Annotated in this window: 23 protein-coding genes and 1 other annotated feature; of the genes, 4 read left to right on the top strand and 19 right to left on the bottom strand. The window is 42.0% G+C overall.

What is annotated here, in order from left to right; translation table 11 throughout:
* Positions 1 to 123 precede the first annotated feature (123 nt).
* The 12 genes from HCJ66_RS11580 to HCJ66_RS11525 all read right to left on the bottom strand — a co-directional run bounded on the left by HCJ66_RS11580 (position 124) and on the right by HCJ66_RS11525 (position 9,275).
* Positions 124 to 696: a VanZ family protein gene (locus tag HCJ66_RS11580; protein WP_187133268.1), complete on the bottom strand. Its 573-nt coding sequence runs from the start codon at positions 694 to 696 to the stop codon at positions 124 to 126.
* A 4-nt stretch (positions 697 to 700) separates the two neighbouring features.
* Positions 701 to 1,084: a dsRNA-binding motif domain-containing protein gene (locus HCJ66_RS11575; RefSeq protein WP_187133267.1), complete on the bottom strand. Its 384-nt coding sequence runs from the start codon at positions 1,082 to 1,084 to the stop codon at positions 701 to 703.
* Between the two features lie 195 nt (positions 1,085 to 1,279).
* Positions 1,280 to 2,716: a glycoside hydrolase family 1 protein gene (locus HCJ66_RS11570; protein WP_187133266.1), complete on the bottom strand. Its 1,437-nt coding sequence runs from the start codon at positions 2,714 to 2,716 to the stop codon at positions 1,280 to 1,282.
* 134 nt (positions 2,717 to 2,850) lie between these two features.
* On the bottom strand, positions 2,851 to 3,126 hold the full coding sequence (locus tag HCJ66_RS11565; RefSeq protein ID WP_187133265.1) for a GNAT family N-acetyltransferase: 276 nt from the start codon (positions 3,124 to 3,126) through the stop codon (positions 2,851 to 2,853).
* A 12-nt stretch (positions 3,127 to 3,138) separates the two neighbouring features.
* Positions 3,139 to 3,366 carry a (4Fe-4S)-binding protein gene (locus tag HCJ66_RS11560; RefSeq protein WP_181676569.1) on the bottom strand — a complete coding sequence of 76 codons (228 nt, stop codon included), beginning with the start codon at positions 3,364 to 3,366 and terminating at the stop codon, positions 3,139 to 3,141.
* 9 nt (positions 3,367 to 3,375) lie between these two features.
* Positions 3,376 to 4,188 (bottom strand): sugar-phosphatase, encoded by an 813-nt coding sequence (gene yidA / locus HCJ66_RS11555; RefSeq protein WP_181676568.1) that lies wholly within the window; start codon positions 4,186 to 4,188, stop codon positions 3,376 to 3,378.
* A 3-nt stretch (positions 4,189 to 4,191) separates the two neighbouring features.
* On the bottom strand, positions 4,192 to 4,836 hold the full coding sequence (locus HCJ66_RS11550) for a histidine phosphatase family protein (RefSeq protein WP_220132291.1): 645 nt from the start codon (positions 4,834 to 4,836) through the stop codon (positions 4,192 to 4,194).
* Between the two features lie 58 nt (positions 4,837 to 4,894).
* A complete protein-coding gene (locus HCJ66_RS11545; RefSeq protein WP_181676567.1) occupies positions 4,895 to 5,665 on the bottom strand; it encodes an alpha/beta hydrolase in 771 nt (256 codons plus the stop codon).
* A gap of 66 nt (positions 5,666 to 5,731) precedes the next feature.
* Complete coding sequence (locus HCJ66_RS11540; protein WP_187133264.1) at positions 5,732 to 6,691, bottom strand: ring-cleaving dioxygenase; 960 nt, start codon at positions 6,689 to 6,691, stop codon at positions 5,732 to 5,734.
* A 14-nt stretch (positions 6,692 to 6,705) separates the two neighbouring features.
* Positions 6,706 to 7,122, bottom strand: a complete 417-nt coding sequence (locus HCJ66_RS11535; RefSeq protein WP_181676565.1) for a MarR family winged helix-turn-helix transcriptional regulator — start codon at positions 7,120 to 7,122, stop codon at positions 6,706 to 6,708.
* A gap of 54 nt (positions 7,123 to 7,176) precedes the next feature.
* Entirely contained in the window at positions 7,177 to 7,704 is a 528-nt protein-coding gene (locus tag HCJ66_RS11530) for a TetR/AcrR family transcriptional regulator (RefSeq protein WP_187133263.1), read from the bottom strand.
* A 110-nt stretch (positions 7,705 to 7,814) separates the two neighbouring features.
* A complete protein-coding gene (locus tag HCJ66_RS11525; RefSeq protein ID WP_187133262.1) occupies positions 7,815 to 9,275 on the bottom strand; it encodes a glycoside hydrolase family 1 protein in 1,461 nt (486 codons plus the stop codon).
* A 221-nt stretch (positions 9,276 to 9,496) separates the two neighbouring features.
* On the opposite strand from HCJ66_RS11525, the gene HCJ66_RS11520 reads away from it, so the two are divergent.
* Positions 9,497 to 10,666 carry a DUF262 domain-containing protein gene (locus HCJ66_RS11520; protein ID WP_222717487.1) on the top strand — a complete coding sequence of 390 codons (1,170 nt, stop codon included), beginning with the start codon at positions 9,497 to 9,499 and terminating at the stop codon, positions 10,664 to 10,666.
* A 60-nt stretch (positions 10,667 to 10,726) separates the two neighbouring features.
* Here HCJ66_RS11520 and HCJ66_RS11515 read toward each other — a convergent pair whose 3' ends face one another.
* The 5 genes from HCJ66_RS11515 to serS form a co-directional block, all read right to left on the bottom strand.
* Positions 10,727 to 12,160, bottom strand: coding sequence for a 6-phospho-beta-glucosidase (locus HCJ66_RS11515; RefSeq protein ID WP_187133261.1), 1,434 nt, complete (start codon positions 12,158 to 12,160; stop codon positions 10,727 to 10,729).
* Positions 12,161 to 12,181: 21 nt separating this feature from the next.
* Positions 12,182 to 12,901 (bottom strand): glucosamine-6-phosphate deaminase, encoded by a 720-nt coding sequence (locus HCJ66_RS11510; RefSeq protein WP_281384421.1) that lies wholly within the window; start codon positions 12,899 to 12,901, stop codon positions 12,182 to 12,184.
* Between the two features lie 282 nt (positions 12,902 to 13,183).
* Positions 13,184 to 14,029, bottom strand: a complete 846-nt coding sequence (licT, locus tag HCJ66_RS11505) for a BglG family transcription antiterminator LicT (RefSeq protein ID WP_187133259.1) — start codon at positions 14,027 to 14,029, stop codon at positions 13,184 to 13,186.
* A 180-nt stretch (positions 14,030 to 14,209) separates the two neighbouring features.
* Positions 14,210 to 14,863, bottom strand: a complete 654-nt coding sequence (locus tag HCJ66_RS11500) for an HI_0552 family protein (protein ID WP_187133258.1) — start codon at positions 14,861 to 14,863, stop codon at positions 14,210 to 14,212.
* A gap of 564 nt (positions 14,864 to 15,427) precedes the next feature.
* Positions 15,428 to 16,714, bottom strand: a complete 1,287-nt coding sequence (gene serS / locus HCJ66_RS11495) for a serine--tRNA ligase (protein WP_187133257.1) — start codon at positions 16,712 to 16,714, stop codon at positions 15,428 to 15,430.
* 255 nt (positions 16,715 to 16,969) lie between these two features.
* Positions 16,970 to 17,186, bottom strand: a binding site (T-box leader).
* 485 nt (positions 17,187 to 17,671) lie between these two features.
* Here serS and HCJ66_RS11490 point away from each other — a divergent pair.
* The 3 genes from HCJ66_RS11490 to HCJ66_RS11480 all read left to right on the top strand — a co-directional run bounded on the left by HCJ66_RS11490 (position 17,672) and on the right by HCJ66_RS11480 (position 22,059).
* Positions 17,672 to 18,274 (top strand): glutamine amidotransferase-related protein, encoded by a 603-nt coding sequence (locus tag HCJ66_RS11490; protein ID WP_187133256.1) that lies wholly within the window; start codon positions 17,672 to 17,674, stop codon positions 18,272 to 18,274.
* The gene (gene pabB, locus HCJ66_RS11485) at positions 18,252 to 19,961 is read left to right on the top strand and encodes an aminodeoxychorismate synthase component I (RefSeq protein ID WP_187133255.1); all 1,710 of its coding nucleotides are present in this window, start codon (positions 18,252 to 18,254) and stop codon (positions 19,959 to 19,961) included. Before HCJ66_RS11490 ends, pabB begins: the two co-directional genes overlap by 23 nt.
* Positions 19,962 to 20,403: 442 nt before the next feature.
* Positions 20,404 to 22,059, top strand: a complete 1,656-nt coding sequence (locus HCJ66_RS11480; RefSeq protein WP_187133254.1) for a peptide ABC transporter substrate-binding protein — start codon at positions 20,404 to 20,406, stop codon at positions 22,057 to 22,059.
* Positions 22,060 to 22,082: 23 nt separating this feature from the next.
* On the opposite strand, the gene HCJ66_RS16350 is transcribed toward HCJ66_RS11480, so the two are convergent.
* Together HCJ66_RS16350 and HCJ66_RS11475 are read right to left on the bottom strand one after the other, a co-directional pair.
* Positions 22,083 to 22,205, bottom strand: coding sequence for a hypothetical protein (locus HCJ66_RS16350; protein WP_281384420.1), 123 nt, complete (start codon positions 22,203 to 22,205; stop codon positions 22,083 to 22,085).
* 225 nt (positions 22,206 to 22,430) lie between these two features.
* Positions 22,431 to 23,063 carry an NlpC/P60 family protein gene (locus HCJ66_RS11475; protein WP_181676619.1) on the bottom strand — a complete coding sequence of 211 codons (633 nt, stop codon included), beginning with the start codon at positions 23,061 to 23,063 and terminating at the stop codon, positions 22,431 to 22,433.
* Positions 23,064 to 23,833: the final 770 nt, after the last annotated feature.

The following is a 23,833-nucleotide window of genomic DNA, read 5'->3' as shown; positions in this document are numbered from 1 at the left end:
AGGCAAATTATGTAGCTCAAATAAAGACTCCATGAAGCTAGTAATAATATTACCTCCATAACACATAGAAGAGTCGTTCATCCTGATCATGGGAAACGGCTCTTTTTATGATTTAGTTAGGCTCTAATAAAGCTCTTCTTTAGAAATAAGGACTATCTTAACAACACATCTATAAAATAGGTAGCCCATTGCAACACCAACAGTATTACATATAAGATCATCCACATCAAACGCGCGATAATTAAAGCCCAAGATTAAGTTAATGAACTCTTGGGTCAACTCAATACTCAACGAAGATAAAAAAGCCACAAGGATAATTTTTTTGAATCTCCATTTAGGCAAAATAAGCGGTAAATAGAATCCAAGTGGAAAAAATAAAATCATATTTGCAATCGGTTGATAAAAAGCCTGCAATACACCGACATAGCGCATGTCATTCACCGCATCTACCCAAGCCATGAACGGAATCAGATTATTCGATACCCCTTGATTATACTTAATCATGTCCATTATGTATTCTTTTTGCACTGGTAGTGGGAACAGGACTACGCAGATGACAGCCATGATGTACAGGGCAAAGATCGAGATCAGAATAAGCTCTCTATTTGTTTTCTTGTCCACCAATTTCTTATACATAATCAGGATCGTTGCGAATATAATGACCATAATCAATAACGGAAAAATAAATTTCAACATAGGCTTAGTAGCTAAAACTAGCTTTTCCTTTTATATATTTGCCGTTTTGGGTCTTCCAGAATTCTGCACAATAAGATTTGCCTTTTGCCACTGTGTAGGAGAATTTCTTATTGCCTGTTGGTGAGAAATACGTTCCACCTTTATAAATATCATTCAATATTACTCGATGTTTAAATAATTTCACACCGAACGAATTGTCTTTACCCCAATTATTCACACTAACACTTCCCGACAAGGTAGCTTTTGTTGCAGTCATCTTACCACTAACGGGAACCATATGCTTGAAATCATACGATACGTTATTAATCGCAGCATAAGCGGTTAGCGGAATAAGTAAACCTAGAGAAAATACAAAAGCTACAGCACAATACTTCATTTTTTTCGCCACAAAAAACCAACTCCTTTTTAATGTATTTAAACAACAACACACAAAACGAGTTGAATAAATCGTTAAAAATTAACTCCTCTTTCTAAAATGCTTAAAACCGATTATTTTCTCTACTCACTACTGGTTAAAAACATATAAAAAGCCGTTTTCCATCCTAGCAAAAGCTAAACATGGAAAACGGCTCCTTCTATATTATTACAACTCTTTCCCGTTCGTCTCAATCACTTTCTTATACCAATAATAACTATCTTTCGGAATCCGCGTCATTGGTGCATCATCAGAAATATCACGATCGACATAAACAAAACCATAACGTTTTTGATAGCCATTCAGCCAGCTCAGAAGATCCGTGAACGACCATGTGCAATAGCCGAGCATATCAACACCATCATCGATTGCCGACTGAATAGCGCCAACATGCGAGCTTAGGTAATCAATACGATACGCATCATGAACCTCGCCATCTTCCAACTTATCAAACGCACCCAAACCATTTTCCGTAATCAAAATCGGTAATTGGTAGCGGCTATTAATACGGCGAAGCGCAATGTGAAGCCCCTCAGGATCAATCGTCCAATCCCAGTCCGTGGTTTTCACGTAAGGATTCTTCACTTTCTTATACAAACCAGGAATCCCCGTTTCCTCCGCCGTTCCTTTTTTACCGGTCGTGTTAAACGTATTGCTTTGACCAACGCCATCTAACGGATTATGAGCCGCCGTCGCAGATTGATAGTAGTTCAAGCCCATGAAATCCGGTTTCGCAGACGCAAGCAATTCCATATCGCCAGGCTCAATCGTCGGTGCCAAATCATTCTCTTCCAAATAACGCCAAACCGCCTTCGGATAAACGCCCCACGCATACATATCCATCCAGAAATAGCCGTTCAAATCTTCCGCATTCTCCGCAGCAAGCACGTTTTTCGGGTCCGTATCAACCGGATAATACGGTGTATACGCAAAACTCGGCCCAATTTTACCATCCTTCACGATCTCATGGAACGCATTGATAACACTAGCATTCGCCAAGTTCGCAATATGATTCACCTGATACATCCGCTTATCGTCTGTCACTTTCGGTGGGTGAAGCGCCATCGAATAACCAAGCGACACAAAAATATTCTGCTCGTTCAGGGAAACCCAATACTTCACACGGTCCCCGTAACGCTTAAATAACGCGACTGAATAGTTCGTGAAATCCTCCACCACTTGGCGCGATTCCCAGCCACCATACTCGTCCATCAACGCCTGCGGAATATCCCAATGATATAGCGTCACAAGCGGCTCAATATCGTACTTCAACAACTCATCGATAAGATCATCATAGAACTTCAATCCTGCCTCATTCACCTCACCCTTACCAGTCGGGAAAATACGACTCCAAGCAATCGAAAAACGGTACGCCTTCAAGCCAGCATCCGCCATCAACTTCACGTCTTCCTTATAACGATGATAATGATCCACCGCCACATCACCATTCGTGCCCTCATATGTCGTCCCAGGAATCTTCACAAAATTGTCCCAAACAGAAGGCCCTTTGCCATCCGCGTCCCACGCACCCTCAATTTGATACGCCGCCGAGGCAGAACCCCATAAAAAATCTTTCGGAAAATCGGTATGCTTTTTGTGCTCCATTATTAAAACCTCCATTTAGGTAAAATCTACTCTTCTTCATTTTAAAGTATATTCTTTTAAATTGGTAGCAAAAGCTCATTATTTCCCGGGAAATAATGAAAACCCGCGCAGATTTGCAAACGGGTTTCCTCTCATTATGCTTTCACATCATCATATTTCTCAGGTTTACGCTCAAACTCAGCTTTTGCAAATGGACAAGTCGGCGTAATTTTCTTACCTTCCGCACGCATCGTCTCTGCTACTTTCTCCACTAACTCCGATGCGATTCCTTGACCACGGAGACTCTCATCAACAAACGTATGATCCAAAATTACAAGCGAATCCCCACTCGGAACCCACGTTACTTCCGCAATCAATTTTCCGTTCGCATCTTCCTTGAAAAAACGATTTTCACCTTTAACAAATTCCATCATCATAACCTCCTACTTTACTCGATACTTCAGAGCACCACTTGGACAGCGATGTATGACTTCTTGAACCTTCTCTGGTGTCGCATTATCAGGCACTATCCACGGTTTACGACTTGTATCGAACACAGCTGGGTCACCTTTCACACATTCCGCTGCATGTTCACAAATCGCCGTATTAAAATAAACATCGATCTTCTCGCCTCGGTACTCACGATAACCCTTCTCTATCCAATCACTCATCAGCCGCACCTATCCTTCTAAAACAAATTTATTGATCGCATGCGCAACGCCACTTTCTTCATTGGAAAGCGTAATAAAATCAGCCATCGCTTTAATTTTATCAATCGCATTTTCCATTGCAACGCCAACACCTGCGTACTCAATCATCGTTGAATCGTTCTCTTGATCACCGATACACATGACTTCACTCTGCTTAATTCCAAGCTTCTGCGCTAAACCATGAACCGCATTTCCTTTGCTCGCCTCAGGATTCAAAACCTCCAAGAAGAATGGCGAACTCCGAACCAAGTTATACTTTTCGCCAAAACTCGCTGGAATTTTCGCAATAGCTGGTGCTAAAATTTCTTCCTCATCAATAAACATCGCCTTAGAAACCATAATATCCTCGGCAACCTCATTCATCGGCGTGTAAAACAGCGGTGTATTTGTCAAATAAGACTCATAAACCGTGTACTTGCCAACATCACGATTTGGCGTATACAGATTGCTCATATCATTGAAATGCATATGCAAACCAAGCTCGCGGCTCATTTCATAAATATCCATAATATTTGCATGAGTAAGCGTCAAATGTGAGATGACCTCTTTTGTAAATGTATCTTGCACCATCGCACCGTTGAACGTAATCACGTAGTCACCTTCACGCTTCAACTCCAAGTCCGACAAATACTGCTGCACACCAGTAATTGGGCGCCCTGTACACAAGACAATTTTGACACCTTGGGCCTTCGCTTTATGAATCGCGGCGTGGACCTCAGGCGTGATTTCATGCTTATCGTTGAGTAATGTTCCATCTATATCGATCGCTACTAATTTTATCATCCTCTAAACTCCTTCAACTATACCCTCAAGATGAGCGGTATCATTTGCCGTAACTACCCGGAACTCGCCGTTTTCGTATTCCACAACCGTGACACTCGTGTTCAAAATATGCGGTGTTTCCGTACGATGCGTCTGTAAATCTGCTCCCTGCAAAGCAACGAATATCAATACTCGCAAAGCCATTCCGTGTGAAACAACCAAAATATTGCCCTCCGGTTGCTCCTCCAAAATCTGCTCCACTGCTTGTTTTGTGCGCTCCTTCACTTGGTAGTAAGTCTCGCCCTTGCTCACATTCGCCTCATACTTTGCCGGATTATCCAGCATCATCGCGTACTCTTCCCCATAATTCTCCGTAATATCAACAAAACGCTCGCCTTCCCAAATTCCAAAACTCATTTCGCGAAGACCATCAAGCGTCTTAACATCTATATCTCGATCACCAATAATATAACCAGTCGTGTCTACCGTTCGCTTACTTGGGCTAGAATAAACAGCCGTAAAGTCCACATTCGCGAGTGCTTCACCAGTTGCAATCGCACCATTAACGCCTTCTTCAATCAATGGTGAATCGCCCCAACCCTGCATTCTTCTAGCCAAGTTCCATTCCGTTTTACCATGACGTACAAAATAAAAAGTGCGTTTACCCAAAATATTGCCTCCTCCAAATTAACTCTCCTCTAAAATTGTACCACTGTTTCACGGAAAATTAAATGAAGTTTCGCACTTTTAACCAATTTTCACATAGTTCCGGCCAAATTCTCGCCTCCTGATTATCCCGCGCCATTCCAAGTCCATGCCTACCTTGCTCAAACGTATGAACCGAGTGTGGAACATTATGCCTTCTAAGCGCCGCCGCAAAAATAAAACTATTGTCCACTGGCACCATCTGATCCTCTTCTGTATGCCATAGAAAAGTTGGTGGTGTGTGATTCGTCACATGTAACTCATTCGAAAGCTCCAAAATTTGCTGCTTCGTCGGCGTTTCTCCTAACAAATTATACAAACTGCCTTTATGCGTCTGCGCTCGCATCGTGATAACCGGATACGCCAATATCAACACATCGGGACGCGTACTATATTGATGCATCGGATCTTCCGCATCCGGTTGTCCATCCTCCACATGCGTCGCCAAAGTCGAAGCCAAGTGCCCACCAGCCGAGAAACCGATGGCACCAATCCGATTCGGATCAACGCCCCATTCCTCTGCCCGATGCCGCACCATTCGTATCGCCCATTTCGCATCCTCCAAAGGAACAGGATGTTTATGCGGCGCAACCCGATAATTCACGATAAACGCTGCAATACCAATACTATTCAACCATTCCACTACAGGCTTCCCCTCACGCTCCGTCCGATTTCCATAACCACCGCCCTGAAAAATCAACATTGCTGGAACATCATGCTTACTAGATACTAAAAATCGCTCTAAATTAGGACAGTCCTTGTTGGCTATGCCTTCATACCTGTTTTCCATCATAATTGTTTTCACCGCCTATTATTATGTTACCCCTATCATAATAGATACCGCTGTCTTTTACCATTATTATTTATCACTATCAAGCTCTGTCAAATGTGCCTCGATATCTGCCCGGCGCTCTTCCAATGCAGGTGGAAGCTCTACATATGTGCCATGCTCCTTCGCAAAATCCGTCTTAAAGCCCGGTCCATCCGTCGCAAGCTCAATCAAAATACCATTTTCCTCTCTAAAATAGAACGAGTGGAAATAATGACGATCCACAAAACCTGAATTCGGATATCCTAAATCTTGAATATACGTAATCCAATCACGCAATTCTGCATCGTCAGCCACACGGAACGCCACATGATGCACACTACCAATTCCCTCCACCGCATGCGGATCCTTGAAATTAGCCTCCAACTGAACCTCCGCGCCAGATCCGCCTTCACCACCTTGAAATACAGTAACTAAACGCTCATCATCCTCATACGCACCAACTCGGTGGAACCCTAGAATCTTCGTCAACACACGATCCGTCTTCTCTTTTTTCAGCGTCGAAAATAATACTGGACCCAATCCGATAATTGCGTGTTCTACTGGAACCGGACTATCCACCCACGGATTCCCTCCAGCAACGCCCTTATCACGCTGATCCGAAATGAGCTGAATCGAAAGTCCATCCACATCTTCAAAATCCAAAACCTTCCGATCAAACTGCTCATAAACACCCTCATGTTTCACGTGAAACATTGTTAACCGCTCTTCCCAATAAGCCAGCGCCGCATCATTTGGCACTCGTAGCCCCATTCGCGCAATCGAATTATACCCCTTACTTCCCCGATTCGCCCGCGGAATTTCAAAAAAAGTAACCGTTGTGCCAGGATTTCCAATCTCATCCGCATAATACAAATGATATGTGTACGGATCATCCTGATTCACCGTTTTCTTCACTAATCGCAATCCCAAAACCTTCGTATAAAAATCAAAATTAGCCCGCGCATTCTCCGTGATAATCGAAATATGATGTATTCCTCTTAATTCCATTTCGCCACTCCTCACTAATCATCTAATTTTTTTAATAAACTCAGTAACTGTTTCTGCTCATCTCGTGTCAACTTACCGAACTGTTCCTGCTGAAATGCTTCTTGTGCTGGTACATTTTCCAAATAGCACGCCTTACCCAGCTCCGTCAAAGCAATGTATTTTTCCTTGCCCTGCTTTCGCCTACAAATCAAACCCTGCTCTTCCAACTTCACGAGCAATTGCGTAATATTCCCTTTTGTCACCACAAGCCGGTCCGCAAGCGATTTCTGTGTACTTTCACCCTCCAAACCAATTTGAGCAATCACGTCAAACTGCGCCATCGAGAGATTCGCTTTTTTGAGATTTTGGTTCGTCAATTTAATATTGCGATTGTAAAACCGGCTAAGTCTAAACCAGAGTAATACGCCTAATCGTTGCTCTTTTTTCACCAAGGGAATCCCCTCCTCATCATTAGTTTAGTTCTAAACTATAGAAAAAGCAACTATTTAACCCTGATTCACGATTTCCTCCAAATATGTAACAACCGCCTCCGCACGCTTTGCCTCCCAAACCCCGCACATAGCCCCATACCACATGCCATCCAGCGCCACACTGAGCAAATCCGCCTTCACAACGCCAATCTCTGGTGTCATTTTCTCCAGTTCCCGATTATACACATCTCGCCAAACCGCCGTCGCCTCATCATTCGAAACGAGAACCTCCATCGAAGCCGCGTGCACCTTAATCAACTCAGAATCATTTAGTTGACGCAAATTCCCCTTCAAAAAAGCATGAACGTGACGCAAAGCATCGTTTTCAGGTATTTTTTCGAACTCTTCCGCGATGGTTTGTTCATACTCACCAACTGTGAAATACGTCAAGGCCATCATTAAATCCTGTTTATTTTTAAAATGATAAAAGATGGCAGGTTTTGTGATTCCGACTTTTTCAGCGATTTTAGCCAAACTTAGCTGATGAATACCATCTTCCTGAATTACCTGTATTGCTGCATCAATTAGTTCCTGTCTCTTCATTCCAAACCCTGCTTTCCGTTGCGCTATTATGTTCAATGTAACGCAAACGCAACCATTAATCAAGGCAAAAAAGAGATCAGCCTCAAAACAAGCCAACCTCTTTTCCGATTTTAAGCTAAATCTTCACCATTCGTCGCAATCACTTTCTTATACCAGAAGAAGGAATCCTTACGTGACCGATCAAGCGTCCCATTTCCATCATCATCTTGGTCCACATAAATGAAACCGTAACGCTTGGACATTTCACTCGTAGATGCACTAATAAGGTCAATTGGTCCCCAACTCGTGTAACCAATTAAATCAACGCCGTCCGCAATCGCTTCTGCCATCTGCTCGATATGTTGACGCAAATAATCAATGCGGTAAGGATCATGAATCGCGCCATCCGCCTCAACCGTATCATATGCACCCAAGCCATTCTCCACGATGAAAAGTGGTACTCTATAGCGATCATATAACCCGTTCAGCGCCACACGTAAGCCCTTAGGATCAATTTGCCAGCCCCAATCCGAGCTTTCCAAGTATTCATTTTTCACGCCACCCATGAAATTTCCACCCGTTTGATCGCGGTTTGGATCTGCCGAAACGGATAACGTCATGTAATAACTAAACGACAAGTAGTCCACTGGATAATTTTTCAAAAGTTCCAAATCGCCGTCTTCCATTTTGATCGTGATGTCGTTTTCCGCGAAATAGCGCTTGATAAAACCAGGATAGTAACCGCCAACTTGAACATCCGTGAAAAATAGATTCATCTGATTTTGGTGCTGAGCAAGCAAGATATCATCTGGATTATTCGTCGCAGGATACGTTTCCATACGCGCCAACATACAACCAATTTCGAAGTCTGGATTAATTTCATGCCCTAATTTTACAACCTTCGAACTCGCAACGAATTGATGGTGCGCCGCCTGATAAGATACTTCCAGCGGATTTTCCACACGATCAATAACCACGCCACCACCAGTGTACGGGCTAATCGCGATGATATTAATCTCATTGAAAGTCAGCCAATACTTCACTTTATCCTTGTAACGCGTCATCACCGTCTCCGCATAACGCACATAATGATCGATAACCTCGCGACTCGCCCAACCATTATATTTCTGCGTCAAACCAAGCGGCGTCTCATAATGCGACAACGTCACGAGCGGCTCAATACCATACTTCACCAACTCATCAATCACATTATCGTAAAATTTCAAGCCAGCCTCGTTCGGCGTTAAATCATCACCATTCGGGAAAATCCGCGCCCAGTTAAACGACAACCGAAACGTCTTGAATCCCATTTCCGCAAACAACGCAATATCCTCTTTATAACGATGATAAAAATCAACACCATCACGCTTCGGAAAACGAGCCTTCGATTTCCCCGCCAAAATCTCCTCAATCTCAGCCGAACTCACGTCCAGCGCATGCCCATTTCCACGCTCATCTTTCGGAACAAACTTCACCATATCAGCCGTTGAAAGACCCTTACCATCTAAGTCAAAGCCACCCTCAACTTGGTTCGCAGCCGTTGCGCCACCCCATAAAAATCCATCTGGAAATTGCTTTTTGATCTCTGTCATTTGTTTATTCGCTCCTCTCAATCTTGTTTACATTTTTAGTATACTTCATGTAATGCATTACAGAGCAAGCGAAATGCTGAATTTTTTTAGTTATAAGCGTACAAATTGCTCGTCTTTTAGCAAATCCAAAGTTATCACCGTGAAAATAACTTGACCAAAATACAGAAAACGTTTACAATTGAAATATTATCCAGTTGTTAAATCAACAGAAAGAGGTATTTATGAGAATTAGCGAAAAACTAAAAAAAGCTGGTGAGTTTAACCCTACCAAAAAAAGCCATCAAATGACTGTTTTTGAGATGTGCGACAAAATTAAAGCCAATAAAATATCCTTACCGCTATACCAAAGAGATTTAAGTTGGAATTTACAAAAATCTGTAGAGTTATTAAACTATCAACTTTTTGGTAAAGCACCCGTATCGCCTATATCCCTCAATATCATTGAAGACGTTATTGTACCTCAAGTATCTTTTATTGATAGAGAAATTCTAATTGATATATCCTCTGGCCAACAATCTGTTGTTGATGGGCAACAACGCCTATCTACAAATTTTAAAGCCTTCTCTAATCATGAGGATTTCCGAAATATAGTTTTAGATATAGGAAGAGCTAAATTTATTTCCGTAGAGGGGGCCATTAGAAATTCTCAAATCCCTGTTGGATTTCTTCTTAATGAGAAAGATGAAGAATTTTTTAATTACATCAATGATATTCCATTACTTAAGAAGAACGAGGTATACTCAGCATTACTCCAAATACGTAGTAAGATAAAAAATTATAATTATACAATAAATATCGCAGAGAACCTAACTGAAGATGAACAAATCGAATGGTTTGAAGTTTTAAATAATGCTGGTAGCAGGGTTAGTGCATTGGAAATGCGTTTCTCAAAATTAAAATTTCACGGCATAGATATTTATGTGCAGTACACGCATAAATATAAGGATAAACTAAGTGAATCAGGGTATGACCATTTGTTCTCCCCACATTCAACAGGCGTTTCTTATCCTGTAGCTACACTAAATCCTTCCTATGAAGTAGTCATGAATAGAGTTCATTCAAATAATTATGCTCCTATTCCCTCTGATACCAAAGAAAATCAGCTATGTAACTTAGCACCTGAAAATATTGAGCTATGTTTCTCTATTACCTTAAATGCACTAGACTCTGCAATCAATTTTATAAAAGACAATGATTTAAAAGAACCTTCTCGAATAGATTACATTAATTACTTAACAGGGCTATATGTATTTAATACTGATACTTTTGATGAACTAGACTCAGAAGCACTAATAGATTGGTACAACAACGTTGATTTCACTAATAAAAGTAATTCTGAACGACGCGAAATGTTTAGTGACTTACTTAATATCCGCACTCTAGTTTCCTAAACAACAATAGGAGTAGACACTCGTGTAAGACGTCGAGTCTGCTCCTATTTGCCTATGATATTATGCCAAATCACTACCATTACTCTCAATCACTTTTTTATACCAATGGAACGACTTCTTCTTAGAACGATTCAAGGTACCTTTACCTTCATTATCGCGGTCAACATAGATGAAACCGTAACGCTTCTTCATCTCGCCAGAACCAGCGCTGACAAGGTCGATACAACCCCAAGGCGTATAGCCAATCAAATCCACGCCGTCCTCGATTGCTTCGCCCATTTCGCGCACGTGCTCACGCATGTAATCAATCCGGTAATCATCATTAATCGAGCCATCAGCCTCAACCGTATCCACTGCGCCCAGACCATTTTCCACAACGAAAAGTGGTTTTTGATAACGATCGTAAATCGCGTTCATTGTGATACGCAGACCAAGTGGATCGATTTGCCAACCCCATTCGCTCGCTTCCAAATTCGGATTACGCAATGTCGCAAAAACATTACCTTCTGTCTCCTTCATCACTTCAGGATCTGCACTTGTTAGGCGAGAAGAATAATAACTAAACGCCACATAATCTACCGTATGATTTTTCAGAACGTCTAAATCGCCATCTTCTATCACTAAATTAATGTTGTGCTCCTTGAAGAAACGCTTGCTGTAACTTGGGTAGTAGCCGCGCGCCTGCACATCAATGAAGAAATAACCCTCACGATCAGCTTGCATTGCTTTCCACACATCTTTCGGATCACACGAGAATGCATACGTCGCGCCTGCCGCCAACATACAACCAACTTGGTTTTCCGGATCAATCTCATGCGCCAATTTCGTCGCCATTGCAGAAGCCACCAACTGGTGATGCGCCGCTTGATACTTCGCCTCTTCCGGGTTCGCTTCCCCATTCACATCCATGCCACCACCGAAAAACGGCAGATGCAAAATCATATTAATCTCGTTAAACGTCATCCAATACTTCACTTTTCCTTTATACCGATTAAAAATAACCTCACAGAAATTCATGTAAAAATCAATACATTTGCGATTCTTCCAACCACCATAATTTTTGAAAAGTTCCACCGGCGTATCAAAGTGGTTAATCGTCACGACAGGCTCAATGCCATATTTCGCACACTCCGCAAAAACACGATCATAAAACTCCAGACCCGCCTCATTCGGCGTCGCATCGTCGCCATTTGGGAAAATACGCGGCCAGCTAATCGACAAACGGAACGACTTGAATCCCATTTCCGCAAACAACGCAATATCCTCTTTATAGCGGTGATAAAAATCGATCGACTCATGACTCGGATAATAATCATATTTCGTTTCAAGCGCTTTCGTCGGATTCATAACCGCATCCCAACGCCCTCCTTCAACAGATGGTAAAACATCGACAGGCGATAATCCCTTGCCATCCTCTAAATACGCGCCCTCACATTGATTGGCAGCAACCGCGCCACCCCATAAAAATCCTTCTGGAAATGGTGATTTTGTCATAATAATTTTCTTCCTCTCTATTTATAAGTTTGGCAGCAATGACGCTGCTTCTTTATCCAAAATAACTGTAATCGATGGATGCAATTGTAAAATGGAAGATGGCACAGCGTTCGTTACTTCACCGAAAAAGGCTTTTTTCACGATTTCCGCTTTATGCTTCCCATTTGCAAACATAATAATATTTTTCGCCTGCATCACCGCTTTCGGCCCCATTGTCACATAAAAATCTGGAACCTTCGACGCATCTCCGCCAACCTCACCAAGCAAAATCTCCTTCATTTCAGGCGTCGTCGGAACCGCAACCGTCTCATCATGAACATCTGTTGTATCCGGCAAATTCCCACAAAAATGACCGTCCGCGCCGATACCAAGCAACATCACATCAAGTCCGCCATCCACTTTCAACCTCGCGTCATGCGTCTCGTAATTCGTTTCATCCAACACATGAATCTGCTCTGTCGGAATCCCAGCTGGCGTGAAAAACGACTTTGCCAAATTGCTAATCGTCACACCCGGCTCACCAGTTCCTTTTAGCGGAATCTCATCGAAATTATAATAGTGAACATTATCAAAATAAGATTTCCCCTTCACCTGCGGAACAAGTTGCTCATACATCCGAAGTGGCGTATTCCCAGCCGTAATCGACATATTCACGCGGCAATCCTGATACATGTAGCCCAATAAATGCTGCCCTGCAACCGTACTCATTTCTTCATATGAATCTGTGACAATAAATTTCAAAAAATCAGCTCCCATCTATATTTTATATCCTAAATCAAATGTAACCTGTGTAATGCATTACAGGTCAAGCATATAGCTGCGCAAAAATTCATTCCACATTATTATATTTCGTCTTTTCAAATATCAATATCCGATTATTCCAACTCTTATTCATTGTTTAACCTATAAGAACTTTTTGAGGAACGAATGCTCGCTTCGCTCCCACTCATATTGAGGCTCTAATTCAGCAAAAAACACTTCATAAGAGCCACAACAACAATCCATTATTAATCACTTTACTATTCAAATTGTCCGATTCCGCTCCGTCACCCGATGAATATGAAGCGTCAAATACACCCGTTCATCCTTCGTAAGCGTTGCATGGTGCGCCTTTTGCAAATACGCATCAATTTTTCCCGTACATTCAAAACTCTCCGGATATTTCACCTGCACCTGATCAAAAAGAAAGTCATCGCCAGAATCCACAATCTCATTCCGCAAAAGCCGCTGCGCAAAATACTGTAAATGCGTCACAAAACGCGTATAATTCAGCGACGATTCATCCAACACCACATTAAAATGATACGTCACAATGTTCAGCACATCCTGCACAACCTGTGTCATATCAACCGTTGTCTTCATCGCCTGACCGTCCGTCCGCGCATTCACAATATGAAGCGCAATAAATCCAGCCTCATCCTCACCAAGCTGAATCCCAAGCCGCTCCTTAATAATATCCAGCGCCTTCAGACCAATCTTAAACTCATCCTTGTAAAACTTCTTAATTTCCCACAACATCACATTGCGAATCAGCATACCTTTTTCATGCCGCGCAATCGCAAAACTGATATGATCCGTGAGCGTTAAATACACATTATCACTGATTTTCGCATCAAAAGTTTCCTTCGCATAATTCACAATCTCATCTGCTATTTCCAAGTGAATTGCTGGAATTTCGCCAAGTAAATCCATCAATTTCTCAGACAATTCGTCCGTTTCCAAAACAAAAACCTTCTCAATCACCGCATCATCAATAATATCATCCAACTTCTTCTGGAATCCAACACCCTTGCCCATTATCACGAGCTCATGTCCCTGCTCATTCACCGCCAGAGCAACATTATTATTAATCGCTTTAATAATCTTCATAGAAGCCTCCTCGCTTTCATGGACGAAAAAAATACCAATATCACACGCAGCTACACGTACTCAAATACGTGCTTCCCCGTCGATGTTGGTAATGCCTGATCGAATCAGTAACAATCCTTTTCCTAAGGCTAAGTATAGCACCTTATCGAAAGCGCTGTCAACAAGATTTTTCATCCCATTTTACAGCTCTTCCGTTTTGCTATACAAGTAAGAAAGTTCCATCATCGTTTCCCTTACAATCTCTTCCATAGCAACACATTGCACAGCTTCCTCTTTTGGAATAACCCGCCCAATTCGAAGCCATTTTTTCGAGTTTTCCAAGAGCGCATGAACCGGCTCCGGGTCCTCCAAATAATCCGCCAACATCACGAAATTATCCGGTTCATCCTCATACGACGTCCACACCCAATACTCCCGCACATCGATCCCCAATTCCCGAACCCACTCCGGCAAAAATTTCACCCATTTCGCGTGATCCTCATAACTCGTCACCGAATCCGAACTCCGATACGCATGCCACTCCAAATAAATCCGAAAACTATCCTTTTTGAGCAAAATCGCAATCATACTCGCCGAATCCTGCCGTGACAATCCCTTATAATACGCCCAAAAATGCGACCGAACCTGCCATCCATTCGTCCAACTCTCCACTTTCGGCTTCCCAAAACCCACCGTTTCCCGCTGACACAACAACGCAAACTCCTTCCAAACATCCCACCTAGCCCTATATTCCGCCTTCACACTCGCCACAAGCGTTGGCGTAAACTCCTTCATTTGCCGAAACTGAAAATAATCCCGATCAAAAAGCGCAAAATCTTCCTCATAAAATCGCATTATGCCATACTCCTTTATCTAATCTTTGTATGCCATTATACCCCAAAAAGGCTTGCATGAAAACAAGCCTTAAAGTGAAATTTTTCAATACATCTAGGTAAATCTAGGAGTTTAATACCGCTGTATTCTCCATTCCCGATAATTTTCCTAGTCTCGCAAATTTAAAATTATTGCTTGAAAAACCATGTCACTAAGATTATCAGCAATATCACTTGAATTGGAAAAAAGATATATATTGTTTTTTTCAACAGTGTACAAAATTTTATATATCTATTTTTTTTTGATAGAGTTGAGATTCCTAACAGAATAGCTACTATACTGTTACTATACAACACAAACGATTCCATAACTCATTCCAATCTCCCTTACTCATAAATTTGATAACATCATTTTAAAGTAACCCTACCAAACCTAGCGTAACAGAAAAGAACCGTAAATAAATACAAAATTTCTCCTCATCGGATACCATTCCAAACAAAAATAAGGCAAATCCGTTACATTTAAAAACCACATAAAAAAGACTCTCCTCCACATTCAGAGAAAAGCCCTTTTCACATAATCTATTTATTTTTTTGGTGCCGTAATAACTTCCACGCCACCCATATAATTTTGCAATACTTTTGGAACCGCGACAGAACCGTCAGCCAACTGATAATTTTCCAAAATCGCCGCAACAGTACGACCAATCGCAAGTCCAGAACCGTTCAGCGTGTGCACAAATTCAGGCTTGCCACCTGGCTCGCGGCGGAAACGAATATTCGCACGACGCGCTTGGAACGCCTCAAAATTACTACAAGAAGAAATCTCGCGGTAGCTGTCACCACTCGGAATCCACACTTCGATATCATATTTTTTCGCAGCCGTGAACCCTAAATCAGCAGTACACATGCTAAGCACACGATACGGCAATTCCAACAGACGCAACACTTCCTCCGCATTATCCGTCAAAGCCTCGAGCGCCGCATACGAATCCTCAGGTTTCACAAACTGAACCATTTCCACTTTATTAAACTGATGTTGGCGAATCAAGCCACGCGTATCGCGCCCCGCAGAACCCGCCTCAGAACGGAAGCACGCACTGTAAGCCGTGTATTTTTGCGGAAGATCATCCACATTCATAATCTGATCACGATGATAGTTCGTCACTGGAACCTCCGCCGTCGGAATCAAGAAATAGTCCTCCTTCTCAATCAAGAACGCATCCTCTTCGAACTTCGGCAACTGCCCCGTACCCGTCATACTATCGCGATTCACCATGTACGGCGGCAACATCTCATCATACCCGTGCTCCGTCGCATGCAAATCCATCATAAAATTAATCAACGCCCGCTCCAGTCTAGCACCCAGTTTCTTATAAAAAACAAACCGGCTTCCCGCAACCTTCGCCGCATTCTCAAAATCCAAAATTCCTAAATCTGTACCCAAATCCCAATGTGCTTTTGGCTCAAAATCAAACGTCCGAACCTCGCCCCATTTGCGAACCTCCACATTATCATCTTCCGTATCACCAATCGGCGTAGACTCATGCGGGATATTCGGAATCGCCATCAAAATATTACGCAACTTCTCATCAATCTCGTTCAACTCAATATCAAACGTCTTAATCCGATCCCCAACAACACGCATTTCCTCAATTTTCTCGTCCGCATCCTGTTTATCACGCTTCAACTGAGCAATCTCTTGCGAAACCTCATTGCGTTGACTTTTAAGCGTCTCCACTTCAATAATCAACGTCCGACGCCGCGTATCCAACGCACCAAACTTCTCAAATTCCCCAAGTTCTTCCCCACGATGCGATAACTTCGCCTTCACACCTTCAAAATCCTCACGTAATAACTTAACATCCAACATATCTTTTCCTCCTCACAAAATGATAATCTCGTTTTTTATTTAGTTTTAGTTCGACCAGCCTAGCGACAAATGGTTAGATGCTAGGCAAAGCCGAGTACCAGCGCGGAGTGTACGACTTGTACATGAGCACTGGAACGGAAGCTTTAACAACGCAGATGACTGTTTGTCGCTAGGCTTTTTTCGTTCACAGAAAGCATACTATACTTTCTGTGAACGAAAAAAAGACCCCCAAATCTCTCCCCAAATAAATACATGGAAAGGGACGGAAGTACCGCGTTGCCACCCTAATTGAGTCCGAGAAACATCCCAAACTCCAGCTCAATTGATATAACGGTTTCCACCGAAGCAGATTACTCACATTTCCTCTGCTCACTCCAAGACGGATTCATAAAAGCGTTCCTACTGATTCCCACCAACCATCAGCTCTCTAAAAAGCACAACTTCTACTACTAGCTCTTGTCAACGTTTTAATTCATTATGTAAGAACATTCTACCCCATAACCCCAGAATTAGCAAGCCAAAACAGAAAACTTCCCACCATTCAAAATTTGTAATATCCATCTAAAAATTGCATTACACAATCATCAGATAAACCCTGAAAACGCGTGACTGTATTCGAGTCATGATTGAGATGGACTACAACAATCGCATTTGCGGGGCTTATTGTGATGATAATGAACAGTAAAGATGACAAAAAATAAAAGCCACTTTATACGCTTGACGGCTTAGTGGCTCTTGAAATATTCAGGCTGTCACCATCTTAAATGGTGTTTGTATCAGGAAAACATGTTGGTCGTATGTCTTCCCTTTCTCATTCATTATAACAATCCCTCACCCCCGAATTTCAACCCAACAAAGTTTGTGAAATCACAAGTCTGCTTATTGGACAAACTGCCACTATTTTGCTATAAATAGGGTGGACGTATATCCATTGAAATTCCATTTAGGAGTGATATTGTGATCCTGTTAATCGATAATTACGACTCGTTTACATACAACTTATATCAATATTTATTAGAGCTCGGCAAACAAGTACGCGTTGTGAAAAATGATCAAATAACTGTAGCCGAAGTTTGTGAAATAAATCCCGAATCAATTGTCATTTCACCTGGACCCGGTACACCCGATGACGCGGGAATCAGTCTAGCCGTCATCCGCGAATTTGCTAGCAAAATCCCTATTCTTGGCATCTGTTTGGGTCACCAAGCTATCGTTCAAGCATTTGGTGGTGAAATCATTCGCGCTCCTGAACCCGTTCACGGCAAAACATCGATAATTACAAATGACCAAGAAGGCGTGTTTACAAGCTTAAGCGCGCGTTTTTCTGTGACCAGATATCATTCACTCATAGCCGCAGAATCCCATTTTCCGAATGAATTAACCATCACCGCAAAAACCGAGGATGACCTTATCATGGCCGTTCGTCACCGCAAATTCTTAGTAGAAGGAGTTCAATTCCATCCCGAAGCCATTCTTTCCGAACACGGACACGAAATCTTGGAGAACTTTGTAAAACTAACGGAACGGAGCTACGAAAATGAAAATGCAGTTCGATTTTAAAGGAAAAACACAACTATTCTCGTCCCCCGAAGCCATTATTCAAACCGATAAGTTAGATGACGTGATGGAACGAATGCAACAAGTCGAACAAGCTGTCGATCTCGGTTATTATGTCGCCGGGTACATTGGTTATGAAGCAGCTGCTGCCTTCAATAAAAATCTAACCACGCACCCACATGGTAAAATGCCGCTTCTTTGGTTTGGTGTTTTTCGTGAAATGCGCGAAATTGAGCAAACAACAACGCCTCTTTCACAAGCGCTGAAATTAGACTGGCAACCAACTACCGATTACAGTTCCTATGCAAAAGGTATCCATTTTATTCGAGAACAAATTGCAGCAGGGAATACATATCAGACTAATTATACAATCCGATTGCAAAGTGATTTCACAGATGAAGACGAGAATTTCTATGAGCAACTGAAAATAGCGCAACAAGCGGATTATTCAGCGTACTTATCAACTGGCAGGTTTCACATTTTATCCGCCTCGCCCGAACTTTTCTTCCATTGGAAAGACGGCATCATCCAAACCAAGCCGATGAAAGGTACTGCAAAACGCGGTATGACACTGGAAGAAGATTTCAACGCACGTGACTGGCTCGCAGCTTCCGCTAAAAATCAAGCTGAAAACGTGATGATCGTAGATTTATTACGCAATGACCTTGGCCAAATCGCCAAACCAGGTTCTGTTAAAGTTCCCCGTCTATTTGACGTCGAACGCTACCCAACCGTTTGGCAGATGACCTCGACAGTAGTTGCTGAAACATTACCAGAAGTCCATTTAACAGCTATTTTCGAAGCACTTTTCCCATGTGGTTCCATCACAGGCGCACCGAAAGTAAAAACGATGCAACTTATTGCCGAATCAGAAACCTCTCCCCGCAATGTTTACTGTGGCGCGATCGGCTACGTCACACCTCATAAGGAAGCCATTTTTAACGTACCCATCCGAACTGTTGTTGTCGATACCGAAGAAAAAACAGCGGAATACGGCGTTGGCGGCGGCATTGTTTGGGATTCACGTAGCGGCGCTGAGTATGAGGAAGTCCAAGCAAAAGCGGCTCTTCTGACCACCTATTTACCAAAATTTGAACTATTAGAAAGCCTACGCTTAGAAGATGGTACCTATTATCGCACCGATTTACATCTAAAGCGCATCGAAAAAAGTGCCCATTATTTTGGTTTCACGTGGAACATTGACGCTGCAAATGAGGCTCTAGAAGCGTTCGCAAAAGAACATCCCAGCGACATTTGGAAAGTTCGCCTGCTCTCAAGTAAAACTGGCGACATTACTGTGGAAGGCACACTCATCATTTCCGACCCGATTACATGGACCGCCCATTTTGCCGACAAATCCATCAATAGCACCGACCCATTTCTCTATCACAAAACGACCAACCGAACGATGTATGAAAAACGACGCCGGATTGACTATGATGAAACATTACTATGGAATGAACGCGGCGAGATTACAGAATTCATCAATGGCAATCTAGTCGCAGAAATAGACGGGCAGCTGGTCACGCCAAAACAATCATCCGGCTTACTAGGGGGCACCATGCGCGAAACTCTCCTAACAGAAAACACGATTACAGAGCGCGTCCTACACCGCAATGACCTACTAAAAGCCACAAAAACCTGGCTAATCAATAGCGTCCGCGGCTGGGTCAACATCGATTTACATTAATGAAAAAAAGTTCGCCAAACATTCATCAATTTCTCATTTAACTCACAGCAAGCTTTCCTTCCCGACCGTTATTATATAAGTATAAGCTAACAACAAACGAACTTTCATTCTTTCCCCCTTTTTGGATGAAAGCTCGTAAAACTCCCTTTTTGACCACCGTGGTTCCTCCCTTTTCCACGGTGGTTTTTTTTGTGTTTAGATTTAAGTATTTTTATATGTCTCTTAATTCCCAACCTTGAAGGCACCACCAAACCTCAGCGAAGCGACAAATGCTTAGATCCTAGGCAAAAGCGCGTACCGAAGCGGAGCATACTAGAGTATGTGAGCATCGGAACACAGCTTTTAACGACGGAGATGAGCATTTGTCGCTTCGCTGAATGTTGACATATCCGATAGGAATACATATACTTAATAAAAATAGTCAGAAAAAAGGAGGAACAACATGCATTTCACAAAAATGACATTTGTAACAATTTCAATAGTAAGCGTTCTATTTTTAGCAGCTTGCGGAGATAGCGCAGGCAAAACAAATGAAAAGGCGTCAGACCAAATTAACTTTTTAGAAACTGGGGAATTACTCACACTCAATACGACTGCGGAGGAAGACTTTGTTAGTTTCACTGCGCAAAACCAAGTATTTGAAGGCCTTTATACGCTGGATAAGAAAGATAGTTTCGTGCCTGGCGTTGCAGCAAGCATGCCAGTAATTAGCAAAGACCAGACGGAATATACGATAAAATTGAGAGATAACGCAAAATGGTCTGATGGCTCGCAAGTCACCGCGAATGATTTTGTATATGCATGGCAACGCGCAGTCGATCCAAAAACAGCACCAAGTTATGCGGCTCTTTTTAAAGATTCTATTAAAAATGCAACGGAAATTCACGAAGGTAAGCTGCCTGTATCAGAACTCGGCGTTACTGCGCCAGACAACGAAACCTTAAAAATAACACTCAAAAAACCAGTGCCTTACTTCATATCTCTACTATCATTCGAAACTTTTTTACCGCAAAAACAAGCTTTTGTCGAGAAGCAGGGCGACAAGTATGGCACAGATGCAGCACACACATTGTATAATGGGCCCTTCATTATGAAAAACTGGGATGGAAATACCGCAAAAAAATGGACCTATGCGAAAAATGACGAATACTGGGATAAAAAACAAGTAGCCATTGATGAAATCTCTGTACAGGTGGCAAAAGACATTAATGCTGGAGTAAATCTATACACAACAAAAGAAGCCGATCGTGCACCCCTCTCCGGCGAATACGCGAAACAGTATAAGGACCGTTCTGATTTTCTAACCGAAAAAGACGCACTCATCAGCTACTTACGTCTAAATCAAAAACGTGACGGCAAAGCCACACCACTTGCCAATAATGCCCTGCGCCATGCACTCAATTTAGCAGTGGATAAAAAAGCACTAACAAGCGAAATACTAGGCGACGGATCGTTTCCTGCGAACGGTTTATTGCCAAAAGACTTCGTACAAAATCCAGAAACTGGTGCTGATTTTCGAGCCGACAGCGGGGATCATCTCACTTTTAATAAAGTCGAAGCGAGCAAATATTTAGCCCAAGCAAAAAAAGAACTAGGAACCGATACAATCACGCTGGAACTCCTAGGCGATGACCAAGATACGACAAAAACGATTTTTACCTTCCTAAAAGATCAATTTGAGAAGAATCTACCTGGTGTGACGATAAATATTAAAACAATGCCTGCAAAGAGCGCGACTGAGCTGACTCGAACTAGCAATTACGACCTTTCCCTAGCGGCTTGGATGCCTGACTTTAAGGATCCTTGGACGTATAGCAGTCTTTTCCTATCCGATTACTACAACAACAGTATGAATTACAACAGTCCCAAATACGATCAGCTCGTCAAATCAACAGATACAACACTAGCCACAGAGCCAACTGCAAGATGGAATGCCTTTGTCGACTCAGAAAAAGTACTACTTGACGATGACGCCGCAATCCTGCCACTATATCAACACCAGACAGCCGTTTTACAAAATCCAAAAGTAACAGGCGTTCAAAAACACGCTTTCGGCTCACCATACAGTTATAAATTCATTGAAATGGCAAAAAACTAGGAAAACATTCACCAATTTCTCATTTAACTCACAGCAAGTTTTCCTTCCCGACCGTTAATATGTAAGTATAAGCTAACAACAACAAACGAACTTTCATTCTTTCCCCCTTTTTGGATGAAAGCTCGTAAAACTCCCTTTTTGACCATCGTGGTTCCTCCCTTTTCCACGGTGGTTTTTTTGTGTTTTTATTTAAGTATTTTTATATGTCTCTTAATTCTTAACTTTGACGGAACCACCAAACCTCAGCGAAGCGACAAATGCTTAGATCCTAGGCATGGATTACAGGCTCACTTTGTTTTCCTGCATATTGGGGTTGTCGCTTCGCTGAACGCAAATAAGAGGCTTGGAGAATTCTCCAAACCTCTTATTTTTTAAAAATTAACTACGCGACCGTATCCTGCGATATACCTTTTCCAATAACCACTTGAAATGTTATCGTACTTCACACCATTATTTTGTGCGTTAATCATTTTACCACTGCCAACGTAGATACCGACATGCGCGATGCCACTACCGTAATTGAAGAACACTAAATCGCCTGCTTTTAACTGATTCGCTTTAATTTTAGTAGATGCATTGTATTGTTGCTTCGCTGTACGTGGAATCACTTTGTTGATCGATTGTTTGAAAACGTAGCTTGTGTAGCCAGAACAATCAAATGAAGTTGGACCAGTTGCGCCCCATTTATATTTTTTGCCTAAGTGTTTTTTTGCTTCGACATTCAGTGCGGTAAATGACTGTGCTTTATATGGCGCTAAGCATTTCCCCGATACATAGCCCACTTTGCCTTTGTATGTAATACGGTACCAGTTATTTTTAGTTTTGGCGTTAAATGTAACTGTTGTCCCTGCTTTGTAATATCCAATAATTGCATACTTTACGCTGTCCCCAGTTCGAATATTGCTCTCTACAGTTGTGGTCATTTTGTAAGTTGTTGCCGCTTCCCCAGACTTCGGTAATATCAAGACACTTACTGCCAGAATGATTACAAGTAACATAGCCATACATTTCTTACTAGATTTCAACGTCAAAACATGCACTCCCTTTTCCCCATTTGCAACCCATCTTACCAAACGCATATTACAAAGAAGCGACAATCCCGCGTCAATCCCTTTAAATCCAAAAGTTATTTTTCATCAAATTCTAATCTAACTCACAGCAAATTTTTTTCTCCAACGTTTATTATATGTTTATAAGCTAACAACAAGCAAATAAATTTTCATACTTTCCCTAAAGAATGAAAATCCCAAACTCCCTTTTTGACCACCGCGGTTACTCCCTTTTCCGCGGTGGTTTTTTATTATGTTTTTAGAAATTGTTGTCTAATTTCCTAATACAGAAGGACCCTCCAAACCTCAGCGGAGCGACAAATGCTCAGATCCTAGGCAAAAGCGCGTACCGAAGCGGAGCATACTGTGGTTTTTATATTCGGAAAAAATTTTTTATAATTAACTTGAAACCGTTTTCAATTCATGTTATATTAGACCTAGTAAAATTCCGTAATTAATAATACATTTCCTTTCAAGGATTGTTACCGTTTATTCGGGCATAACCTAAGTGGATTTGAAGTCGCGTCTTTTTTTGATGCCTCCTCGAATCCGTTTGGGTTTCTTTTTTTGACCAGTATTTCTAGTTTTCAACAGTTGCCCTCAGCTGTCGAGATAAAATTTTAACAAAAAAAGGAGCAAAAAGATGAAAATGATATGCTCCCTATAGAGTAGACAATGGAAAAAACAAAAATTCCAAATCTACTTTATAAGGGAGTTTTTTGTAT

The sequence above is a fragment of the Paenilisteria portnoyi genome, assembly GCF_014322795.1.
In the GTDB taxonomy this organism is placed as follows: domain Bacteria; phylum Bacillota; class Bacilli; order Lactobacillales; family Listeriaceae; genus Listeria_A; species Listeria_A portnoyi.
Note: the sequence above shows the minus strand (reverse complement) of the source record. Positions and strands in the feature narration are given on the sequence as shown.